The organism is Amycolatopsis orientalis (assembly GCF_000943515.2).
GTDB lineage: Bacteria > Actinomycetota > Actinomycetes > Mycobacteriales > Pseudonocardiaceae > Amycolatopsis > Amycolatopsis orientalis.
This window is the reverse complement of sequence record NZ_CP016174.1, coordinates 4710128-4732293: the sequence shown is the minus strand read 5'-3', so window position 1 is coordinate 4732293 and position 22166 is coordinate 4710128. Positions and strand designations below refer to the sequence as shown.

Here is a 22166-nt window from a genome sequence, read left to right as displayed (position 1 = left end):
TGAGAACAATCTCTGGGCCAAGTGCGTGAGCCATTTCGATGGGCGAGTGACGTTTCCAAAAGATTTCGCGACAATGGTCTATTCGGCATTCGGGTGGCCTTTTCTCATTACCCGAAAGTGCGCTTGTGCAGGCAAAGCACCTTGCTATGTTGATCCAGCGGGGCCGTCACCTCGGGGAATAACCGGCACACCGCGGTTTGTGGATCTTGTTTGTTCACATGACTATCGAAGGGTGGACCTTGCTGTGACCGTGACCGAATCGGACACTTCCGCCGAAGGTGTCCAGGGGGCGGGAAATCCGCAGCTGAGTTTGGGCCGGGCCGCCGCGCGCAATCTGGCGACCACGACCAAATCCGTTCCGCAGATGCAGGGCATTTCGTCCCGGTGGCTGTTGAAGATGCTCGAATGGGTTCAGGTCAACGGTGGCGCCTACCGGGTCAACCGGCGGCTCAATTACGCGGTCGGCGACGGACGGGTGACCTTCTCGAAGACCGGGTCCGAGGTGAGTGTGATCCCGGCGGAGCTGGGGGAGCTGAAACCCCTCAAGGGTTACGACGACGAAGAAGTGCTCGCCGAACTCGCCCGCCGGTTCGAGCAGCAGGAAGTGGCGGCCGGCGACGTGCTCGTCGAATTCGGGCACCGTGCCGACCGCGTCTACCTCATCGCACACGGCAAGATCACCAAGACCGGCCCCGGTCCTTACGGCGACGAGACCGCGCTGGGCGTGGTCAAGGACGGCGACTACTTCGGCGCGCAGGCACTCGTCGACAGCGACGGCATCTGGGAGTTCACCGCCAAGGCGGTCACCGCCGGCACCGTGCTGACGCTGACCCGCCAGGCCTTCGAGCGGATCCTGGAGCAGTCCGAATCGCTGCAGGCGCAGATCGAGCAGGCGTCGCGGGACACCGGGCGCGCCAACGACTTCGGCGAGGCCGAGATCGACATCTCCTCCGGCCACGACGGGGAGCCACTGCTGCCGGGTACGTTCGTCGACTACGAGACCTCGCCGCGTGAATACGAACTGAGCGTCGCCCAGACCGTGCTGCGGGTCCACAGTCGCGTCTCCGACCTCTACAACCAGCCGATGGACCAGACCGAGCAACAGCTCCGCCTGACCATCGAGGCGCTGCGTGAGCGGCAAGAGCACGAAATGATCAACAACCCGGACTTCGGCCTGCTCAACAACGCCGACTTCGCCCAGCGGGTCACGACCCGCACCGGTCCGCCCACCCCGGACGACTTCGACGAGCTGCTCTCCTTGGTGTGGAAGGAACCCGGCTTCTTCCTCGCGCATCCGCGCACGATCGCCGCGTTCAGCCGCGAGTGCAGCAAACGCGGGATCTACCCGACCGGCACCGACCTCGGCGGGCACAAGGTGCCGTCCTGGCGCGGAATCCCGATCCTGCCGTGCAACAAGATCCCGGTCAGCCAGAGCAACACCAGTTCCGTGCTGCTGATGCGCACCGGTGAGAAGAACCAGGGCGTCGTCGGCCTGCGTCAGCTCGGCCTGCCCGACGAGTACGAGCCGGGGCTGAACGTCCGCTTCATGGGGATCTCGGAGCAGGCCATCATCTCCTACCTCGTCAGCACGTACTACTCCGCCGCGGTACTCGTGCCGGACGCGCTGGCCGTACTCGAAGCCGCCGAACTCGGCCACGAAGGATGACCGCCACGACGCCGGAGGCCGACCGGCGGCTCAGTCTCGGCCCCGCCGCCGCGCGGAACCTGGCGACGACCACCAAGACCCGGCCGCAGATGCAGAGCATCACGCCGCGGTGGCTGCTCAAGATGCTGCCCTGGGTCGAGGCGTCCGGTGGCACCTTCCGGGTCAACCGGCGCCTGACCTACGCCATCGGCGACGGGCGGGTCAGCTTCACGAACGTCGGCACCGAAGTCAGGGTCGTCCCGCAGGAACTCGCGGAATTGGCGCTGCTGCGCGGTTTCGACGACGAGGACACCCTCACCGCGCTCGCCGACCGGTTCGTACAGCACGAATACCGGCCCGGCGAGACGATCGTCGGCCACGGCACCCCACTTGACGAGGTCGTGCTGATCGCGCACGGCAAGGTCGCCAAGGTGGCGCCGGGCGCGTACGGCGGCGAGGCGGCCATCGGCAGCATGGCCGACGGTGACCATTTCGGCGAGGAGATGCTCGCCGGGATCGACCGGAACTGGCCGTACACCGTCAAGGCGGTCACCCCGGTGACCGTGCTGACCTTGCGCGCCGACGACTTCGCCGACCTCAACGGCCGTTCCGAGGCGATGCGCAGTCATGTGCAGGGCATGCTGGCGCGCGGTACCCAACCCCAGAACGCCAAGGGGGAAGCTGAGATCGGGATGTCGTCCGGGCACGACGGCGAGCCGCCGCTGCCGGGCACGTTCGTCGACTACGAGACCTCGCCGCGCGAGTACGACCTGGCCGTGGCCCAGACGGCGCTGCGGGTGCACACGCGGGTGACCGATCTCTACAACGGGCCGATGGATCAGTTCGACGAGCAACTCCGGCTGACCGTGGCGGCGCTGAGGGAACGGCAGGAGTACGACCTGATCAACAACCGCGAGTTCGGGCTGCTGCACAACGCCGACCTCAAATCGCGGTTCCAGACCCGGTCCGGTCCGCCGACACCCGACGACATGGACGAACTCGTCAGCCGCCGCCGCAAGACGAAGTTCTTCCTCGCCCATCCGCGCGCGATCGCCGCGTTCGGCCGGGAGTGCACGCGCCGCGGCCTGTACCCCGAGGGCACCACGGTCGACGGCAAGGTCGTCGCCGCGTGGCGCGGGGTGCCGCTGCTGCCCTGCGACAAGATCCCGGTCACCGAAGCGGGTACGACGTCGATCCTCGCCATGCGGACCGGCCTGGAGGACAACGGCGTGATCGGGCTGCATCAGACCGGCCTGCCCGACGAGTACGAGCCGGGGCTGAACGTGCGGTTCGACGGCATCTCCGAACAGGCCGTGGCCTCCTACCTGGTCAGTACCTACTACTCGGCCGCCGTCCTGGTGCCGGACGCGCTCGGCGTCCTCGAGAACGTCGAGATCGCGCGTTGACCCCTCGATCCGCAACGACACCGAACATCAACGCTTCAGAGAGGAACACCCACGTGACCATCGCCCGTACCCCCGCTCCCGCCAAGGTGCTGCGCACCGAGTACCAGAAGTCGGTGGCCTCGTACTGGAACAAGGAGAAGGACCCGGTCAACCTGCGGCTGGGCGACGTGGACGGGCTCTACCACCACCACTACGGGATCGGCGAGGTCGATTGGTCGGTGCTGGAAGGGCCGGAGGAGACCCGCGACGAGCGGATCATCGCCGAGATGCACCGCCTGGAGACCGCGCAGGCGGACGTCCTGCTCGATCACCTCGGCGACGTCAAACCGGACGACCACCTCCTCGACGCCGGCTGCGGGCGCGGCGGGTCCAGCATCATGGCGAACGCGCGCTTCGGCTGCCACGTCGACGGGATCTCGATCTCGGAGAAGCAGGTCGAGTTCGCCAATCACCAGGCGGACCTCCGCGGGGTCTCCGACCGGGTGCGCTACCACTTCCGCAACATGCTCGACACCGGCTTCGAAACCGGCTCGCGCAAGGCGATCTGGAACAACGAGAGCACCATGTACGTCGATCTCCACGAGCTGTTCGCCGAACACGCGCGGCAGCTGGAGTTCGGCGGTCGCTACGTCACCATCACCGGGTGCTACAACGACGTGACCGGCGGGCGGTCCAAGGCCGTCGCGCAGATCGACCAGCATTACACCTGCAACATCCATCCGCGCAGTGAGTACTTCAAGGCGATGACGGCGAACGGTCTGGTGCCTATCTCGGTGGTGGACCTGACGGCGGACACGATCCCGTACTGGGAGCTGCGCGAGAAGTCCTCGGTGGCCACCGGGATCGAGGGGCCGTTCCTCGACGCCTACCGCGAAGGCAGCTTCCACTACCTGCTCATCGCCGCGGACCGGATCTGATCCCTGCCTAGACCATCGGAGTGACTGCGATGACGGAACAAGGCGCTCTGGCCACCCTGCTGGCCGGGCCGAGCGGGCTGGGGACGTCCGCCGCGCGTCTGGCGGCCCGCCTCGCACGTACCCCGGCGGCGGTGGAGACACCGCCGCCGGGGCCCGAGGCCGGGCTCGATCCCGGATACGCGTATCGCCCGTGGGGTGACGGGTCGGCGCCGCCGTTGTACTGCCCGGTCACCGAACGGATCAACGATCCGCTCGCGGAGGAGGTCGACAGGCGCCTGGTGCTGTGGGCATCCGAATGCGGTTTCGGCGAGGAGGAGTGCGAGCAGATCGGGAAGGCGGGTTTCGGCAGGCTGGTCATGCTCGCCCACCCCGACTGCGAGGATCCCGACAGGCTGCTGATCTCCGCGCGGCTCAACGCCGCCTGGTGGGCGGCCGACGATCTCTACGCCGACGACACCTCGCTCGGCGCTGTTCCGGCGGAGCTGCCGCCGAAGCTCGCGCTGGCGATGGCCGCCATGGATCCGGTGCCGTCGCTGGGTGAATTCAGCCGCGATCTCGACGAAACACTGCGGAACGACCGGGTTCTGGTGGCGCTGAACTCGGGGACGGACTTCCTGCGGCGGGCCGGGACGGCCGCGCAAGTTCAGCGTGTCTGCTATTCGACCTTCGCGATGTTCGTGAGCTGGACGGCCTACGCGGCATGGCGCCACAGCGGGAAATACCCGCCGGCGTGGGAGTACCTCGCGGCCCGGCAGCACGACAGTTTCTACACGTCGATGACCTTGATCGACGTCCTCGGCGGCTACGAACTGACGTCGAACCTCTATTACGACCCGCGGGTGCGTGAGGCGGCGATCCAGGCGGGCACCGCGTCCGTGCTCGTCAACGACGTGCACTCGGTCACCAAGGATCTGGAGGACGAGTCGCCGCCCTGCAACGCTGTCCTGCTCATCGCCGACGACCGGAAGTGCTCGATCGAGGAGGCCACGGCGATCACCGTCGAACTGCACAACGACGTCGTCCGGGACTTCCAGGCCGCGCACGAGAAGTTGAGTGGGGTGCCTTCCCCCGAACTGCAACGGTTCCTGCGTGGCTTGCGGGGTTGGATGGGTGGCGGGTTCGAATGGCACTCGACGAGTCCGCGCTACCGCACGAAACCCGGCGTTTAGACGACGCCTGCCTCGATCAGCTGCTGCCAGATCACGCCCTGGTCCACGACCTCGACTTCGAGCTTCTCGGCCTTGGTGAGCTTGCTCGCGCCGACATCGGCACCGGTGATGAGCATGTCCGTGTTCGCCGAAACCGACGACGCAGTGGTCGCGCCCGCCTTCTCGCACAACCGCTGGAAGGTCGGGCGCGGCACCTTCTCCCCGGAACGGGGATCGCTGATCGAGCCGGTGACCACGACCGTCTTGCCCTCCAACGGCGCGCCGGCCACGACGACCGGCGGAAGGTCCTCCTCGCGCACGTCCAGCGAAACCCCGACCTCCCGCAGCCGCTCGAGTTCGGGTTTGAGCCGGGTGAGGTGCTCGATCAGCGAGGCGGCCACCTTGGGGCCGATGTCCTCGACGGCCACCAGTCCTTCTTCGCCCGCCTCGGCGACCGCTTCGAGCGAACCGAAACCCGCGCGGCACAGCCGGGCCGCCGTACCTTCGGACGCCATCGGGATCGCCAGCCCGATCAGCGCCCGGCGCAGGCCGACGGCACGGCTCGCGTCGATCGACTCGATCATGCGGGTGGCGGAGACTTCACCGATGCGGTCGAACTCCAGCAGCTTCTCTTTCGTGAGCCGGTAGAAGTCCGACGGGTGTTCGAGGATCCCGGCCTCGGCGAGCCGCTCGATCCAGACCCCGCCGATCGCGTCGATGTCCGCCGCGGCCCGCGAAGCCCAGTGGATGAGCCGCCGCACCGTCTGGGCGGGGCAGGCGACGTTGGTGCAGAACAGTTCCCGGCTGTTGCCCTGTTCGGTCAACGGCTCTTCGCAGGACGGGCACACCGACGGCGGCACGATCTCGCGTTCCTCGCCGGTGCGCTTGGCGGCGTCCAGGACACCCGCGACGAACGGGATGACGTCACCGGCGCGGCGCACCAGCACGGTGTCGCCGATCTTGATCCCGCGGGCGCGGATGACCTCCTGGTTGGCCAGTGTCGCGCGGGTGACGGTGGTGCCGCCGACGAACACCGGCTCCAGCCACGCGACGGGGGCGATCTTGCCGGTCTTGCCGACGTCCCAGACCACGTCGACGAGCAAGGTGGTCTTCTCCTCGGCGGCGAACTTGAACGCCAGCGCGCCGCGGGGTGAGCTCGACCTGGTCCCGGCGGCGGCGTAGGCATCGCGATCCGCGAGGCGCAGAACGGCGCCGTCGAGGTCGTAATCGAGTTCGTTGCGTTGCTGCTCGATGGTCGTGATGACGGCTTGCGCGGCTTCGGCGTCCTCGCAGTGGCGCATGTCGGCGGCGGTGAACCCGAGCGTCCGCAGGGCGCCGTCGAGGTCGGTTTCCGCGCTGTCGGGTTCGGTGGTCAGGTCGAAGGCGAAGAACCGCAGCCGTCGTTCGGCGACGGTGGCCGGATCCTTGGCGCGCAGGGTGCCCGCGGCGGCGTTGCGCGGATTGATCAGCGGTTTGTCGGGATGCACCTTGTTGTAGGCGGCGAAGGTGGAGCGCAGCATGACCGCCTCGCCCCGCACCTCGACCCGCCCCGGTGCCTCGACCTGCTCCGGGACGCCGTCGGTCAGCGCCCGCACCAGCATGGTCACGTCGTCACCGGTGGTCCCGTCGCCGCGGGTCACCGCCCGCGCGAGCCGCCCGTTCTCGTAGACCAGCGCCAGCGACAGCCCGTCCAGCTTCGGCATGACCACCACGGACTGGCCGGGGAAGCGGGCGAAGAACGCCGCGACCTGCTCGGGTTTGGTCGCCTTCTCCAGCGACAGCATCGGACGCGAGTGCCGGATGGGCGCGTGCAGCACGGCGGGCGCGCCGACCTGGTCGAGCGGATTCGGATCCGGGGTCAGCTCGGGGTTGGCCTCGATGAGCCCACGCAGCTCGTCTTCGATCGCGTCGTAGTCGGCGTCGGCCACCTTCGGCGAGCCCCGGTAGTAGGCGTCGCGAAGGACGACGATCTGATCGGCGAGTTCCTGGATGCGGTCCCGAGCGTTCACGAGGCAGAGATTACCCGTGACCACCGACAGAACATTGTCCGAAGAGGACTCGTGTCACGGGTTGACGGCGAGCACCAGGAACGAGGCCAGCAGCACCAGGTGCACGCCGCCCTGCAGCCGGGTCGCGCGGCCGGGGACCACGGTGAGCACGCTGACCGCGATCGTCAGCGCGAGCAGCACGATGTGGGTCGCGCCCAGGCCCAGCAGCAGGGGCCCGTCCAGCCAGATCGACGCCAGCGCGATGGTCGGGATGGTGAGCCCGATACTCGCGATCGCCGAACCGTAGGCGAGGTTGAGGCTGGTCTGCATCCGGTCGCGCCGCGCGGCCCGCGTCGCGGCCAGGGTTTCGGGCAGCAGCACCAGCAGCGCGATCACGACACCGACGAACGACTGCGGGAAGCCCGCCGCGCGGACCCCCGCTTCGATCGCGGGTGATTCGACCTTCGCCAGGCCGACCACGGCGACCAGCGCGACGAGGAGCAGTCCGAGGCTGGTCAGCGCCGCCTTGTCGGTGGGTGGCTCGGCGTGCTCTTCCTCCTTGACGGCGCCGTCGTTGTCGACCGGCAGGAAGAAGTCGCGGTGGCGCACGGTCTGGGTGAGCACGAAGAGGCCGTAGAGAAGCAACGACGCGATCGCCGCGAAGGTGAGCTGCGTGCTGCTGAAGGCGGGGCCGGGTGTGCTGAAGGTGAACGTCGGCAGCACGAGGGTCACCGACGCGAGCGTGGCGACCGTGGCGAGCGCGCCGCCGCTGCCTTCGGGGTTGAAGTGCGTTTCACCGTAGCGGCGGGCTCCGACCATGAGCGAGATGCCCACGATGCCGTTCGTGGTGATCATCACCGCGGCGAACACCGTGTCGCGGGCCAGCGTTCCGGCCTCGGGTCCGCCGGAGGACATCATCGTGACGATCAGCGCGACCTCGATGACGGTGACCGCGATGGCCAGCACCAATGAGCCGAAGGGCTCCCCGACCCGGTGCGCGACCACTTCGGCGTGATGCACCGCGGCCAGCACCGTGGCGCCGAGGGCGAGCGCGACGACGGCCACCGGGACCGGCCCCAGGTCACGGCCCCAGCTCAGCGCCAGCACCACTATGGCGAGGATCGGCGTGGCGGTGGTCCAGGAGACGGGGAATCGTCCGGTGGTGGCGGCCATGAGGTCACCTTCGCATACCGTGCGTGACCTCGCCGCTCCGCGAAGCGCATGGGTGACGAAGTTCTAGCCGCGGATCCCGAGCCGGTCCAGTCTCGTGAGTGGTAATGACGGTTCTAACGAACTCTCGCTTAGGTACCTACTCGTAGCCTGCGGCTTTGCTCGCGGAAGGTGTGAAGGTCGAGTTTCCTCGGCTGAGCCGAGGGAAGGGGGCCTTCACGCGCTACCGCTGTGACTGGTGGTGCCGTTGAGCCTGGTGGTGATGGTCCGAGCAGGGTGGGGGGAACTTTGAGGGACTCTGGGTCCCTCAAGGAGTCCTTCACGGACAGCCGCCAACAGCCCCCGATAGGTACCTGAAAACCCTTGGCTTAGAACCGTTATTACCACTCACGAGGCGGCAACGGCCTAGCGGACGCCGACTCCGTCCAGGAAGGTGCTGACGAGCAGGTCGGCGGCGCGCGGGGCGGGCAGGTCCTCCCGTGAGGCGAGATGCAGGAGCTGGATCAGCAGACGGCTCGCCCAGCCGTCCGGGACGTCCGCACGGAGGAATTCTTCGTCGGTGGCCCGCCGAAGAAAGGCGTCCACCTCGGCGGTAAGCCGCGCACGACGGTCCTGAATGGACGGTTCGGTGCGCATCCTGGTCAGTTCGACGGGCCAGGTGCGGTTGACCTCGATGATGCCTTCGGCGTAGCGGTGCAGCGCCACGGGAACCGCGGATTCGGTGAGCCGGGCGGCGCGGACGACCTCTTCGACCGCGGTCAGCCGCGAGTCGTAGATGGCCGTCAGGAGGTCTTCGCGGGAGGCGAAACGCCGGTAGACGGTTCGCCGGTCGACGCCGGCTTCGGCGGCGATCGCGCTGATGCTGGTCGCCGGGTCGCGCGCCAGCATCGCCGCGCCCGTGGTCAGGACAGCTTCGAGATTCCGCGCCGCATCAGCTCTCATCGTCGGGAATGTATCACACGACTGTGTCGTTAACTGCCGTAAGTGCTACATTGATGTGACAGTTAAGGAGGCGGAACGGTGATCACGAAGGACAAGCTCTTCATCGGAGGCGAGTGGACGACGCCGAGCGACCCGGCGCGATTGGACATCGTGTCCCCGCACGACCAGTCGGTTCTGGGGCGCGTCGTCCAGGCCCTTCCCGCTGATGTCGACCGCGCCGTCGCCGCGGCCAGGGCCGCCTTCGACGAAGGACCGTGGCCGAAGACCTCGCCGAAGGAACGGATAGCGGTTCTCAGGCGCCTGAACGCGCTGAGGGAGGCCCGCGCAGACGAGATCGCCGAGCTGATCTCGGCCGAGAACGGCTCCGCGCTCTGGTTCACACGGGCGGGTCAGCCCGGGGTGGGCCGCTTGGCCGTCTCGTATCTGAAGGCGGCCGAAGAACTCGGGTGGGAGGAGACGCTCACGCCGTCGGACCCCTCCGCGCCGTTCCGCTCGATCGTGCGCCGGGAGCCGATCGGGGTGGTCGCCGCGATCATCCCGTGGAATTCACCGTTCTCGGCGTCGATGGCCAAGATCGTCCCGGCCCTGCTCGCGGGGAACACGGTCGTTCTCAAGGTTTCGCCGGAGAACTCGCTCAGCATGAGCCTGCTCGCGGACCTGCTGGCGGAGGCCGGGCTGCCGTCCGGGGTGATCAGCGTGCTGCCCGCCGATCGGGAGACCAGCGAATACCTGGTGAAACACCCCGGCGTCGACAAGATCGCGTTCACCGGTTCGACCGCGGCGGGCCGCCGGATCGCGTCGCTGGCCGGCGAGCGACTCAAGCGGGTCAGCCTGGAACTGGGCGGCAAATCCGCGGCCGTGATCCTGCCGGACGCCGTCCTCGACGACGTGATCGCCGGGCTGAAGTTCGGGTCGCTGCTCAACAACGGCGAGGCGTGCATCGCGCAGACGCGGATCCTCGCGCCGCGCGGCCGGTACGCCGAGGTCGTCGCCGCGCTCAAGGAGATGATGGAGTCCCTGGTCGTCGGAGACCCGGCCGACGAGAAGACCTTCATCGGCCCGATGGTCCGGCCCGGCCAGCAGCAGCGGGTGCGCGACTACATCGAGATCGGCATCGCCGAAGGCGCGCGGCTGGTCACCGGTGGTCCCGAAGTCCCGGTCGGCCTGGACAAGGGCAACTACGTCACCCCGACCTTGTTCGCCGACGTCGAGAGCACGATGCGGATCGCCCAGGAGGAGATCTTCGGGCCGGTGCTGGTCGTCCTGCCGTACGACGACGAGGACGACGCCGTCCGCATCGCCAACGACTCGGAATACGGCCTCTCCGGCGGTGTCTGGTCTGCCGACGAAGAGCACGCTCTCGCCGTCGCCCGGCGGATGCGGACCGGAACGGTCACCGTCAACGGGGCACCGATCGGCTTCGACGGCCCGTTCGGGGGGTTCAAGGCCAGCGGCGTCGGCCGGGAATACGGTGCCGCCGGGCTCGCTCAGTACGTCGAGCTCAAGACCGTGACCGTGCCGGTGCGGTGACTCACGAGACGCGGGCGCCGGGGATCCGGACCGTGATCCGCTGATCCGCGGCCACGATCCGCTGAAGCCGGAAACGGCAGAGGGTGTGGAACATTTCGCCCAGCTCCTCGGGGTCGATACGCCCCTCGAGGTCACGCCTGCTCGCGTTGAGCACCCGGCTGATCAACGCCGCGGGCACGCGGCCGCCGAACTCGCCCATCAGCCAGACGCCGATTTCGCCGATCTCGTCCGTGATCGTGCCCTGCGCGGTCATCAGCCTGACCCCTCTGCGTCGGAGTGTCGCCGGGTTTGCCCCGGCGCCACTCCGACGTGCCATGGCGGACCCCATGACGGGAAACCCGCGAGATTGCTCTGGTCGGCGCAATCGGCCGGTGTCAGGAGGGTTCGATGTCCACGTTCCGTGTTCGCCCGGAGCGGTAGCGTGACGGCGTGGTGGCCAGAGGTCGGTTGCACGGAATCGTGCAGCGACCCTGAGCGATCTCCGGGGAAACCCCGATGTGATCGACTTCGGCGTGTGTCAACCTCGGTAGTGACCATTGTGGACAGTGGGAGAGGAGAGTACACGCGTAGTGGCCCCATCAAGGGATGAAGAAACCGCGCAGTGGGTGGCGGAATTGACGGAGTTGGCCGAGCTGTACCGGTCGGCGGAGGCCGACGGTTCGGCGGAGGCGGTGTCCCACGCCGGGTGGCATGCCGGAGCGCTGCTCGGGACGACCGCCGCGAACGGACGGTTGCTGGCCTACAAGGACTCGGGTCCCGAGGCGGAGTGCGTTTTCCGGGCGGGGGAGCGCACGCTGTTCAACATCATGAGCGGCGGATACGGGAGCGACACCAGCGAGCGAGGGTTCGCGGTGTGGAGTTCGCGGCCGGGTGTGCTCGGGGCGGTCGACGCCGGGGTGAGCCGGCTGGAGGTGGCCGACGCGGACGGTGTCGTCGTCCCGGCCGACATCGTGGCGCACACCTTCGCCGTGGATGTGGACCTGGGTCCGGCGCCCCAGACCGTCGACGAGGTGTTCGCTCCCTGGGAGCCGCCGGAACTGACGGTCCGGGTGTACGGCGAGGGCGATGTGCTGCGGTACGAGGGACCGCTGCTGCTCACCTGAGCGACCGGCCTCCCGGTCTCGTGAGTGGTAATGACGGTTCTAACCGTCATTACCACTCACGACCGACTGTGGCGTGGTCCTGGTCAGCTGGGCGAGGAACTCGGCGTTGGTCGGCGTGGCACGCAGTCCATTGAGGACCATGTCGATGGCCTGCTGGGGGTCCCGCCGGTGCAGGGCACGGCGCAACGCGCCGGTGGCCGCCAGCTCCGCGGGCGAGCACAACAGTGCCTCCTTGCGGGTGCCGGTCTTGCCCACGTCGACGGCGGGGTGGATCCGTTTGGTCGCGATCGACCGGTCGAGTGCCAGTTCGGCGTTGCTGGTTCCCTTGTATTCCTCGAAGATCAGCGTGTCACCGAGCGAACCGGTGTCGACGAGGGTGGTGGCGAAGATGGTCAAGGAACCGCCGTTCTCGATCGCCCGTGCGGCGCCGAGGAATCGCTTCGGCGGGGTGAGGGCGGCGGAATCGATGCCGCCGGAGAGGATGCGCCCGGAGGTGGGCGCGCCCAGGTTGTAGGCGCGGCCGAGCCGGGTCAGCGAATCCAGCATCACCACCACGTCGCGGCCCATCTCCACCAGGCGTTTGGCGCGTTCGATGGCCAGCTCCGCGAGCGCGATGTGCTCGCCGGGCGGGCGGTCGAACGTGGCGGCGACGATCTCACCGGGTACGGCGCGGGCGAAGTCGGTGACCTCTTCCGGGCGCTCGCCGACGAGGACGAGCATGAGGTGGCATTCCGGGTGGTTCTTGCTGATCCCGTGCGCGATCGCTTGCAGCACCGAGGTCTTGCCCGCCTTTGGAGGCGCGACGATCAAGGCTCGCTGCCCCTTGCCCACCGGCATGAGCAGATCGATCACGCGGGTGGTCAGGCCGTGTTGCTCGGTCTCCAGCCGCAGACGCCGGTGCGGATAGAGGGGGACAAGGTCGGAGAACGCGGGCCGGGTGGCGGTTTGCCGAGGGGGCAGTCCGTTGACGGCGTCGACCTCGGCCAGGGAAGGGGATTTCCGGCCCTGACCGGCGGGCTGCACGCGTCCGGTGACGAGGTCTCCGCGACGGAGATGGTGCTTGCGCACCAAGGGAAGCGGGACGTGGACGTCGTCCGGCCCCGGCAGGTAGCCGTCGAGCCGGACGAACGCGCGGTTGTCCACGATGTCGAGGATCCCGGTGACCGGCCGGTCCCCGTCGTCCTGATGTGCGTCATAGGAAGAATCGTTGCTGTACATAGGAAAATCTTTCTGGGTAGGTGATCGGCGTGGTGCCGCGGCAAGGCGTGCACAGGCCGTGTGGTGAGACCCCGTTCGTGCTGGGAACGGCTTTTCAGAGAAGCCGTTCGCCGTCGAAACGATGAAGGGTCGGAAGGCGCTCGCGGGGGACATGGTCCGGAACCCGGAAGCGTGAGACGCAGTGAGAATAGCAGTGAGGTGATCCGGCCGGCAACCACACGCACTGGCCGCCGTCTGCCGCCCAGGTGACATCCCCTGCCCGCCCGCGCGACAATCGTCGTCCTGACCACGACTTCGCTGGAGGGCCACGTGGCCGAGTTGAGCGAGCAGGTCCGCGACCGCATCGCGGCACCGAATTTCTGGCATCTGGCCACGGTGAACCCGGACGGTTCGCCTCAGGTGTCGCCCATGTGGATCGATCTCGAAGGCGACCACATCGTGTTCAACACCGCCGTCGGCCGCGTCAAGGAAGAGAACCTGCGGCTGAATCCCCGTGTTTCGCTGTCCTGTGTGGACACGGAGAATCCGTACGACCGGGTCGTCGTCCAGGGCCGGGTCGTCGAGTTCGTCGAGGGCGACGAGGCGGAGCGCTCGATGGACAGGCTCGCGAAGAAATACGTCGGGACCGACCGTTTCGAATGGCGGATCCCCGGGGAGCGGCGGGTGAAGATCCTCGTCGAGCCGACCCGCGTTCGCCATGTCGTCGGAGTCGAGCCCTTCCGGCGTGGGATCCTGCCCGGCTCTTGAGTTCTCGGTGCACCAGGATCAAGGCGCGCCGCGCCGGAAGGCGGCGCGGTAGTCCCTCGGGCGTCGTCCGGTGTGCTTGGTGAAGAGGGCGGCGAAGGTCCCGGGGTCCCGGTAGCCGACCGCGGTGCAGATTCCGGCGACCGTGCGGTCCGTCGTCTCGAGAAGGTGGCGGGCGCGCCGGACCCGTGAGGACTGGAGGTACTCGAGCGGGCTCTGGCCGGTCTCCTCCGCGAAGCGCCGCAGCAACGTCCGCGTGCTGACGTTGAAGGTGTCGGCCAGGGCGGCGAGGTCGTAGCGGGCGGCCAGGTTCTGGTCGAGCCTCCGCATGACCCGGCGGGAGAATTCGTTCCCGGGCAGGGGAAGGAGCCGCGCGTCCACGTAGGGGGCCTGGGACGATCGCGCGTCGTCGACCAGTGCCACCCGCGCCGTCCTTCGTGCCACTTCAGCGCCGCTGTGCTCGCGGATCAGTTCGAGCGCGAAGTCGTACATGGCGCTGAAGGCCGCCGTCGTCGTGATTCCCTTGTCGGTGACGACAAGGTGCTCGGGCCGGACATCGGCCGAGGGGCATCGTCGAGCCAGTTCGTCGGCGAAGAGCCAGGAAGTGGTGGCGCGCCGGCGATCGAGCAGTCCTGCCTCGGCGAGCAGGAACGCGCCGACACAGATCGAGACGACGGCGTTGCCCGTCGCGGCGTGGGTCCGGATCGCCGCGACCTCCCTGGCCAGGCCCCTGATCTTCGCTTCGAGGTCGAGGCCAGGTACCAGCTCGAATCCCGGCACGACCAGGACGTCGACCTCACGCAACGGCGAGACGGTCAGCGCCACGCCACCGGACGCGACGACTCGGCGGCGATGCGAGACGACAGCCACGTCGTATTCGGCGTCGCCGGAGCCCGCGATGTGGGTGGCCATGGTGAGGAGATCGGGGACGCCGAACACCTCGGACGCGAAACAGCCCGGATAAGCCAGGACGCCGACTCGCAGCATGTGGCGAGATTACCCCCAGATCTGGCGATCCGGCCTCTCGCTGGTAACGGGTCCACCGGTCCAGGCTGTCGGCATGCGCGAACGACTCGACGATGCGATCACCGACTTCTCCCGCCGCCGGGTGGAGGTGGACGGGGTGCCGAAGACGGTGTACGTCTCGGGTTCCGGTCCCGCTGTGGTGCTGATGCCCGAGATGCCCGGTATCAGTCCCGACGTCCTCCGGTTCGCGCGGTGGGTGCGAAACGCGGGACTCACCGTCTACGTCCCTTCGCTTTTCGGCACCGACGGGGCGTACCCCTCGGCCGAAGACGGCGAGAAGGTGGCCCGCCGCGCTTGTGTGAGTGCCGAGTTCCGGGCGTTCGCCGGCGGCGGCACCAGCCCCGTCACGACCTGGCTGCGCGGACTCGCCCGGCTCGCCCACGCCGAATGCGGCGGTCCGGGAGTCGGCGCGATCGGCCTGTGCTTCACCGGGAACTTCGCCCTCACCATGACCCTCGAACCCGCCGTCATCGCGCCCGTGGTCAACCATCCGTCGTTGCCGCTGGACGATCCGGGCGGGCTCGAAATCGGTGGCGAGGACGCGCTCGCGGTCCGGGACCGCATCCAGCGCGACGGGCTGAAAGTGCTCGCGTACCGCTTCGAAGGCGACCGCTGGTGCACCGGCCGTCGCTTCGCCGCCTACCAGGCGCTCCTTGGAGACGCCTTCGACGGCCGGGTCCTGCCGGACAGTGCCGCGAACACCGACCCGCCCCCGTTCTTCCGTGAGGTGGTCGGCACCCCGCACAGCGTCGTCACCGCCCATCTCGTCGACGCCGAGGGGCATCCCACGCTGCGCGCGAGAGACGAGATCCTCACCTTCCTGACCGACCGCCTGACTCCCACGCCTCGTGAGTCGTAATGACGGTTCTAACGAACTCTTTCTTGGTTACCTGCTCGTGGCCTGCGGTTTTGCCGGCGTACTGAGGAAGGTGTGAAGATCGAGTTTCCTCGGCTGAGCCGAGGGAAGGGGGCCTTCACGCGCTATCGCTGTGACTGGTGGTGTCACTGAGCCTGGTGGCGATTGGCTCTAACGACACTTACCACTGACGAGGCTTGACCGGCTCGGGAATCGCGCGGTCAGCCGAAGACCCGGCGCTGGATCTCCCGGCGGTAGTCCTCGAGGGTGTTGTCCAAATGGACCGCGGTGGCGTGCGCCGCCGCTTCCGGGTCGCCGTCCCGGATCGCGCGGAAGATGGCCGCGTGTTCTTCGATGGCCTCCGCGGCGTGACCGCCGACGGTGCCGTGCAGGCCGATGATGCTGCTCTGGTGTTGCAGGCGGCGGGCCTCACGCACGGCGGCGACCAGGAAGTCGTTGTGTGAAGCCGCGGCGATCCCGAGATGGAAGTCGTCGTCGCCACGTTCGAAGACCGCGGTCTGACTGCTCAGGTGTCCTTCTTTGCACGTCTCGGCCGCCGCTTCGATGGCGCGGAGTTCGGTGGGGGTCGCGCGGGTCGCGGCGAGCCTGCTGGCCGAGGTCTCCTGCACCCGGCGGAACTCGAACAGCATGTAGACGTGGTCGAGGTCGGTGGGCAGGAAGAACCCGCCCCACCGGGCCGAGCCGAGCATCCCGTCGTCGTCCGCGACGTAGAGCCCGCGCCCCTTCTGGGCCTTGACCCGTCCGATCGCCGAGAGGATCTTGATCGCCTCCCGCACGACGGTGCGGCTGGAACCCAGCTGCGTGGCCAGGTCGTTCTCGGTGGGCATCCGGTCGCCCGGCCGCAGGCGCAATTCGCCGATCAGCTGGAGGATCCGCTCCGCCACCAGTTCGTAGCCGGGCTTGTACGAACCGGTGTCCTGATCTCTCGTGGACGCGCCGGTACCGGCCGGAAGGGACGCACTGTCCACCCGCATGCCTCCTACAGTGTGGGACCACCGGGAAGAGCGTGTGTCATCCGTCGGTCCAGGGACCCTGCCTCCGAGGTCTCCAGCTTACGCGCCGATCGGGCCCATCCGGCTGGGAAGATCGGGGGATTGATCAGGCTTATCTCTTGACTCCGGGGATATCGACCCGCTGTTATGTGTGATCTAAGCAGCTCGACCGACCTCAGATCACCCTTGTAGCGCCACTGGGGGCGCCTGGTCTGGTGTTTTTCGTCTCCGAATGAGTCAGACACATTCTGGAAGCTTCGCCCGCGATGTACCGGTCGGCGGGCACCACAACGTAGTGGAGTCGCTCATGACAGCGAAGCTCGACCCTGACGGCGGAACCACTCCACGCACCGGTCCCCGGCGGACCGCGTTGCTGGCAGGCGTCGTCGCGCTCCTCCTGGCCGCGGTGACCGCTTGCGGCGACGGCGGGCCCGCGAACGCCCAGAACGAGTTCAAGCCGGTGGAACAGAAGGGCGGCACGCTGACGGTATGGGTGGATTCGACCCGCCTCGCCGCCGCGCAGCTGTACCAGAAGCAGAACCCGTCCGTGCCCATGAACATCATCACCTACGACGGCGACGCCAACGGTTCAAACTACCTGCAGACGAAGGTGAGCCTGTTCAACCGGACGGGTAACGGCTGGCCGGACGTCGTCTTCAGCTCGCAGAACAACGAGACCACCTGGGCCGTGCCCGCGAAGTTCACCGCGCCGCTGAACAAGGGCTTGATCCCCAAGGACCTTCTCGACGGCTGGGCACCCGGCGCCAACGACCCGTGCCTGGTGGACGGCACGCTTTACTGCCTGCGCAACGATCTTTCGCAGACGGTGCTCTGGTACGACGCCACCCTGATGAAGGAGTGGGGCTATCAGGTCCCCGCCACCTGGGAGCAGTACGAGGCTCTCGCCAAGAGGGTCGCCGCGGAGCACCCCGGTTATCTGGCCGGTTCCGTCGGCGACGCGTTCACCCCGGAGATCTACCTGTGGGCGGGCAAATGCGGCGCCAACCAGATCACCGGGCCCAAGGCCGTCACCGTGAACACGACCAGTCCCGAGTGCACCCGGATGGCGTCGCTGCTCGACACGCTGATCAAGAACGGCACCCTGACCACCAGCGGCGTGTTCAGTTCGGACTTCGGGAAGAACCACGCGGGCAAGATCCTCATGATGCCCGGCCCGGCGTGGTTCGGCGGCTCGGTGTTCCGGGAGACGTTGAAGGTTCCGGCGGGCCGGATCGGGGTCGCCCCGATGCCGCAGTGGTCCGGTGACACCAGTCCTTCGGTCGGCAACGTCGGTGGTGGTACGTGGCTGCTGTCCGCGCACAGCGCCAATCTGAAGGCCGCCGGCGACTTCCTGACCTGGGTGACCACCTCGGACGACTACCAGGGCAAGCTCGCCCCGGGCTATCCGGCGTACGGGCCCGCGGCCAAGACATGGCTGGCGAACCAGGCATCCTCCGGGTACTACGCCAACGACATCGCCGCGCCCTTGCAGGCCGCGGCGGGTCAGGTGTGGCCGGGGTGGGGCTACGGACAGTTCAGCCAGGAGGCGATCTGGGCCGCGACGGTCACTCCTGGCCTGAACGAGGGCAAGACCATCGTGTCGATGCTCCCGGAGTGGCAGACCGCGATCGCGAACCACGCGCGGTCCGACGGCTACCAAGTCGGCCCATGACGCCGGCCACGCGGGTGCGGTGGCGTGGCCGCGCCGGACACGTTTTCGTCGCGCCCTATGTGGTGCTGCTGATCGCGTTCGGTGTCGTGCCGACCGGGTACGCGTTCTCCTTCGCCTTCACCGATGACACTGACACCTTCGTCGGGCTCGCGAACTTCGCCGCCGCCGCGAGCGACTTCCGGTTCGTCTCGGCCGTCGGGCACGTCCTGCTGTACCTGGTCTTCTGGCTGGTCGCGCTGGTGGTCTTCGTGGTCGGGCTCGCGCTGTTGCTGCACCGCGTCACGGCTCGCGCCGTCGGCGGATCGTTGCGGTTCCTGTACTACATTCCCGGCGCACTGGCCGGGGCGGCGAGCGTGCTGGTCTGGCTGTTCATGCTCGATCCGGCGGTGAGCCCGGTCGGCTTCCTGTTGCGGGCGTTCGGTTTCGACACCTTCGGCCAAGTGGTCGCGCCGGGACCCCTGCCGGTCCTGTTCACCTTGATCGCGTTCTGGACCGGCGCGGGTGGCTGGATCGTGGTGCTGCACGGGGCGTTGAACAACATCTCCCCGGACCTCATCGAGGCGGCGCGGATCGACGGCGCGGGAGCCTGGCGTACCGCGTGGCACATCCAGCTTCCGTTGCTGCGCAAGTGGATCGTCTACATGGTGATCCTCGCCTTCGCCGGCGGGACCCAGCTCTTCGTCGAGCCGCAGCTGTTGTCACAGGCGAGTGTCGGGGTGGCGGGCCGGGACTTCTCGCTCAACCAGCTCTCCTACGACTTCGCCTTCCAGAACGGCAACGTCAACACCGCCGCCGCGATCTCGGTCGAGCTGCTGCTGGTCGGGATCGTCGCCGCGGCCCTGTTCGTCGTGCGATCGGGGTTCTTCGATGCCGAGTGACACCCGGTCCGCCCCGGCCGTCACGGTCGCCTCTCCCTCGCGGCCCGAGCGCCTCCGGCCCGCGAGATCACGCCGTCCGCCGTCGAATCCACTGTCCACAGTGGTCCTCGTGCTCTTCCTGCTGTTCTTCACGCTCCCGGTGCTCTGGCTGGGGCTGGCCGCCACGAAGACCGACGACCAGCTCGTACGCGACCATCCGCTCTCCTTCGGCTCGTGGCAGGCGCTGCGCGCCAACTGGGAAACCCTGACGGCCTTCGGGGACGACGCGATCTTCCAATGGCTGGGCAACTCGGCGCTGTACTCGTTCCTCGCCCTCGCCATCACGCTGTGCGTGGCGATCCCGGCGGGCTACGCGCTCGCCAAGACCGAGTTCCGCGGTCGCCGGATCCTGCTGGTGGTCACCCTCGTGGTGATGCTCATGCCCAACGCGACCCTGGTCGTGCCGCTCTTCCTCGAACTCAACGCGGTCGGCCTGATCGGCTCGATGTGGTCGATCGTCCTGCCGTACTCGTTCTACCCGTTCGGCGTGTACCTGGCCTACATCTTCTTCAGCACCGCGGTGCCCGGGGAACTCCTGGACGCCGCCCGGCTCGACGGTTGCTCGGAGTTCGGCGTGTTCCGCCGTGTCGCCCTGCCGCTGGCCGTCCCGGTGGTCGCCCTGGTCGGGTTCTTCAGCTTCGTGACCAACTGGACCAACTACTTCCTGCCCTACGTCCTGCTGCCCGCGAGCGACCGGTTCCCGGTCCAGGTCGGGCTGGGGGAGTTGCTCAACAACGTCCCCCAGTTCAACCCGACCGTCGGCGAACTGGCGGTCCAGCGCCCGCAACTGGCGCTGGCGACGTTGCTGGCGATCACCCCGGTACTCGTCATCTTCCTTTTCTCCCAACGGTTCCTCGTCGCCGGGATGCTCGCCGGCGCGACCAAGGAGTGACCGGCGCGCCCACTGGAACGGAGAGCTCACGGATGTATCCCGTCATCACCGCCTCAGTGCCCCTGCTCGAACCGCCGAACTGGGCGATCGCGCAACGCGAACTGTTCGCTCTGCTCGACCACGCCTGGCGCCGGTTCGAGCACGACTTCACCGGCCCGGACGGGCAGCTGCGCTACCACTCCGGGCTCACCTCACGCGACGGCGTGGACGACTTCTACGAAACGTTCTTCAACTGGCCACAGCTCTACCTGCTCGGTGGGGCTGACGAACTGCTGTCCGCCTCCGAATGGCACTGGGAGGGGGTGACCCGGCAGCTCGCCGGACTCGGCATGCTCCAAGACGAGTACGAGCGCGGCTACGACTGGTTCCACCAAGGCGAGAGCCTGCAGTTGTTCTACTTCCTGTGCATGGCCGCGCCCGATCGCTGGGCGGAGCGCGCCCTGCGTTTCGCGGAGCTTTACGTCGATCCGGCGTACGGCAACTACGACCCCGGCCGGCGGATCATCCGCCGTCCGCACAACGGCAGCGATCCCTCGCGGGAGGGGTTGTTCGACGGCGGGTCCTATCCCTGGCTTCCCGAGGAAGCCCGCATGTACGGCTTCCCGTTGGACTGGGTGCTGCCACCCGGCGCCGACGAACCGGAGCGCGACCGTGACCCACGGCTGGGCGAACAGATGCACCGGCGGATGGCCGTCGGGGACACCGCGGTCAACCTGGCCGCGTCCGGGCTCGTCCTCAACGCGCTGATCCTGTCCGGGAAGGAGCGCTATCGGGACTGGATCGTCGAGTACGTGGGCGCCTGGCGGAAGCGTGCCGCCGCGAACGGTGGCATCCTGCCCGACAATGTCGCCCCGGACGGCACGGTCGGCGGGCTGCTGGAAGGCCGCTGGTACGGCGGGCATTACGGCTGGTCCTGGCCGCACGGCTGGTACAGCGTCGGGCAGGCCGCGACAATCGCGGCGCTGGCGGCGGTCACGGCGACCGGCGACGAGTCCTTTCTCGACCTGGTGCGCCCCGCCCTCGACGAGGTCATCTCCCACGGCAAGATCATGGCGTTCACCGACGCGGACTCCAGCCTCCAATCCCGCTGGGTCGCCCAGCTCGGCGAAGACGTGCACGCGCTCACCCTGCACGTCCCGCTGCGGTATGCCGACCGGGGATGGTTCGACTACAACCCGATGCTGATGGCGGTCCCCACCGCTCTGTGGCATCACACCGCCGCTCCGGCCGACCGGGACCGCATCGACCGGCTGCGCGCGGCCGACAGCCACGACTGGCGGACCGTGCGGGCGTTCCGCAGCAAGGAAGAGGCCGGGCATGAGGAGCCCTGGCTGGCCTTCCTCGCCGGGGACAACCCCGAGTACCCGGAGCGGATCCTGGCGGCCGCGCAAGCTCAGGTGCGCCATCGGCTGGCCAGGATGGAGCGGTACCGGGACCGAGAAGTGTCCGAAGAGGACATCCACTTGTGGCAGCAGTCCAATCCGGTCGTCACCGAGGCTCTGGTCCAGCTCACCTGGGGTGGCCCCCAGGTCATCTACAACGGGGGCCTGCAGCAGGCACGCGTGCGTTACTACGACGCCCAGGCCAGGCGGCCCGGCCTGCCGCCCTCGGTCGCGGCGCTCGTCTCCGCCATCGAACCGGAGGCGACCACGGTCGAGCTGGTCAATCTCGACCCGGAAGCCTCCCGTTCCGTCATCGTGCAGGCCGGAGCGTTCGCCGAGCACACGATCCGCTCCGTGCGGCACACCGTCTGCACGGACCCGTCCTGGATCGGTGGCCTGTACGACTACGGCCACCGTGAGCCGGTGGTGACCTCGGCGAGCACGCAGGCCGACGGGCCATGGCTCGAAGTGGACCTTCCGCCCTCCAGCCGGATCGGCCTCACCCTGCGCCTGGATCTGCACGACCGGCCACCGTCCTACCGGACGCCCTTCGATCGACCGAGTCACCAGCCCCGCACTCCGGAAAGGTGAAAGACG

At 68.1% G+C, this 22166-nt stretch carries 18 protein-coding genes and 1 pseudogene; 12 read left to right on the top strand and 7 right to left on the bottom strand.

From position 1 onward, the window contains the following. The first annotated feature begins 244 nt into the window (after window positions 1–244). From SD37_RS20740 to SD37_RS20725, 4 genes are read left to right on the top strand one after another with little or no spacing between them, the layout of a single operon-like run. Entirely contained in the window at window positions 245–1666 is a 1422-nt protein-coding gene (locus SD37_RS20740; RefSeq protein ID WP_044856550.1) for a family 2B encapsulin nanocompartment shell protein, read from the top strand. Further along, window positions 1663–3051: a family 2B encapsulin nanocompartment shell protein gene (locus SD37_RS20735; RefSeq protein WP_044856549.1), complete on the top strand. Its 1389-nt coding sequence runs from the start codon at window positions 1663–1665 to the stop codon at window positions 3049–3051. The genes SD37_RS20740 and SD37_RS20735 overlap by 4 nt, the downstream gene beginning before the upstream one ends. 53 nt (window positions 3052–3104) lie before the next feature. Next, window positions 3105–3968: a geranyl diphosphate 2-C-methyltransferase gene (locus SD37_RS20730; protein WP_044856548.1), complete on the top strand. Its 864-nt coding sequence runs from the start codon at window positions 3105–3107 to the stop codon at window positions 3966–3968. A 29-nt stretch (window positions 3969–3997) separates the two neighbouring features. Continuing rightward, window positions 3998–5137, top strand: a complete 1140-nt coding sequence (locus tag SD37_RS20725; RefSeq protein ID WP_044856547.1) for a family 2 encapsulin nanocompartment cargo protein terpene cyclase — start codon at window positions 3998–4000, stop codon at window positions 5135–5137. Here the strand turns inward: SD37_RS20725 and ligA are convergent. The 3 genes from ligA to SD37_RS20710 all read right to left on the bottom strand — a co-directional run bounded on the left by ligA (window position 5134) and on the right by SD37_RS20710 (window position 9216). Then, the gene (gene ligA / locus SD37_RS20720) at window positions 5134–7125 is read right to left on the bottom strand and encodes an NAD-dependent DNA ligase LigA (RefSeq protein ID WP_044856546.1); all 1992 of its coding nucleotides are present in this window, start codon (window positions 7123–7125) and stop codon (window positions 5134–5136) included. The genes SD37_RS20725 and ligA overlap by 4 nt on opposite strands. Before the next feature lie 54 nt (window positions 7126–7179). Beyond that, the gene (locus tag SD37_RS20715; protein ID WP_044856545.1) at window positions 7180–8277 is read right to left on the bottom strand and encodes a calcium:cation antiporter; all 1098 of its coding nucleotides are present in this window, start codon (window positions 8275–8277) and stop codon (window positions 7180–7182) included. Window positions 8278–8679: 402 nt separating this feature from the next. Continuing rightward, window positions 8680–9216, bottom strand: coding sequence for a TetR/AcrR family transcriptional regulator (locus tag SD37_RS20710; protein ID WP_044856544.1), 537 nt, complete (start codon window positions 9214–9216; stop codon window positions 8680–8682). A 78-nt stretch (window positions 9217–9294) separates the two neighbouring features. Here SD37_RS20710 and SD37_RS20705 point away from each other — a divergent pair, with 78 nt between their 5' ends. Next, window positions 9295–10746: an aldehyde dehydrogenase gene (locus SD37_RS20705; RefSeq protein ID WP_044856543.1), complete on the top strand. Its 1452-nt coding sequence runs from the start codon at window positions 9295–9297 to the stop codon at window positions 10744–10746. Window position 10747: 1 nt separating this feature from the next. Here the strand turns inward: SD37_RS20705 and SD37_RS20700 are convergent, their stop codons facing one another. Next, complete coding sequence (locus SD37_RS20700; RefSeq protein WP_044856542.1) at window positions 10748–10999, bottom strand: hypothetical protein; 252 nt, start codon at window positions 10997–10999, stop codon at window positions 10748–10750. A gap of 352 nt (window positions 11000–11351) precedes the next feature. Here SD37_RS20700 and SD37_RS20695 point away from each other — a divergent pair, with 352 nt between their 5' ends. After that, the gene (locus SD37_RS20695; RefSeq protein WP_236725438.1) at window positions 11352–11849 is read left to right on the top strand and encodes a hypothetical protein; all 498 of its coding nucleotides are present in this window, start codon (window positions 11352–11354) and stop codon (window positions 11847–11849) included. A 39-nt stretch (window positions 11850–11888) separates the two neighbouring features. On the opposite strand, the pseudogene SD37_RS20690 reads toward SD37_RS20695, so the two are convergent. Continuing rightward, a pseudogene (locus SD37_RS20690) lies at window positions 11889–13031 on the bottom strand (transcription termination factor Rho, short form); the annotation flags it as partial. A gap of 345 nt (window positions 13032–13376) precedes the next feature. Between SD37_RS20690 and SD37_RS20685 the strand changes: the two are divergent. After that, window positions 13377–13814, top strand: a complete 438-nt coding sequence (locus SD37_RS20685) for a PPOX class F420-dependent oxidoreductase (RefSeq protein WP_044856539.1) — start codon at window positions 13377–13379, stop codon at window positions 13812–13814. 18 nt (window positions 13815–13832) lie between these two features. Here the strand turns inward: SD37_RS20685 and SD37_RS20680 are convergent, their stop codons facing one another. Beyond that, on the bottom strand, window positions 13833–14798 hold the full coding sequence (locus SD37_RS20680) for a GlxA family transcriptional regulator (protein ID WP_044856538.1): 966 nt from the start codon (window positions 14796–14798) through the stop codon (window positions 13833–13835). 73 nt (window positions 14799–14871) lie between these two features. On the opposite strand from SD37_RS20680, the gene SD37_RS20675 reads away from it, so the two are divergent. Next, on the top strand, window positions 14872–15696 hold the full coding sequence (locus tag SD37_RS20675) for a dienelactone hydrolase family protein (protein WP_044856537.1): 825 nt from the start codon (window positions 14872–14874) through the stop codon (window positions 15694–15696). Window positions 15697–15914: 218 nt separating this feature from the next. Here SD37_RS20675 and SD37_RS20670 read toward each other — a convergent pair whose 3' ends face one another. Next, window positions 15915–16688, bottom strand: a complete 774-nt coding sequence (locus tag SD37_RS20670; protein WP_167369653.1) for a FadR/GntR family transcriptional regulator — start codon at window positions 16686–16688, stop codon at window positions 15915–15917. A gap of 325 nt (window positions 16689–17013) precedes the next feature. Between SD37_RS20670 and SD37_RS20665 the strand changes: the two genes are divergently transcribed. Genes SD37_RS20665 through SD37_RS20650 form a run of 4 tightly spaced genes read left to right on the top strand, consistent with a single transcriptional unit; the run spans window position 17014 to window position 22160 of the window. Further along, window positions 17014–18378 carry an ABC transporter substrate-binding protein gene (locus SD37_RS20665; RefSeq protein ID WP_044856617.1) on the top strand — a complete coding sequence of 455 codons (1365 nt, stop codon included), beginning with the start codon at window positions 17014–17016 and terminating at the stop codon, window positions 18376–18378. After that, entirely contained in the window at window positions 18375–19256 is an 882-nt protein-coding gene (locus SD37_RS20660; RefSeq protein ID WP_065912902.1) for a carbohydrate ABC transporter permease, read from the top strand. Before SD37_RS20665 ends, SD37_RS20660 begins: the two co-directional genes overlap by 4 nt. Continuing rightward, window positions 19246–20187: a carbohydrate ABC transporter permease gene (locus tag SD37_RS20655; RefSeq protein ID WP_044856535.1), complete on the top strand. Its 942-nt coding sequence runs from the start codon at window positions 19246–19248 to the stop codon at window positions 20185–20187. The genes SD37_RS20660 and SD37_RS20655 overlap by 11 nt, the downstream gene beginning before the upstream one ends. 32 nt (window positions 20188–20219) lie before the next feature. After that, on the top strand, window positions 20220–22160 hold the full coding sequence (locus tag SD37_RS20650; RefSeq protein ID WP_044856534.1) for a DUF8034 domain-containing protein: 1941 nt from the start codon (window positions 20220–20222) through the stop codon (window positions 22158–22160). Window positions 22161–22166: the final 6 nt, after the last annotated feature.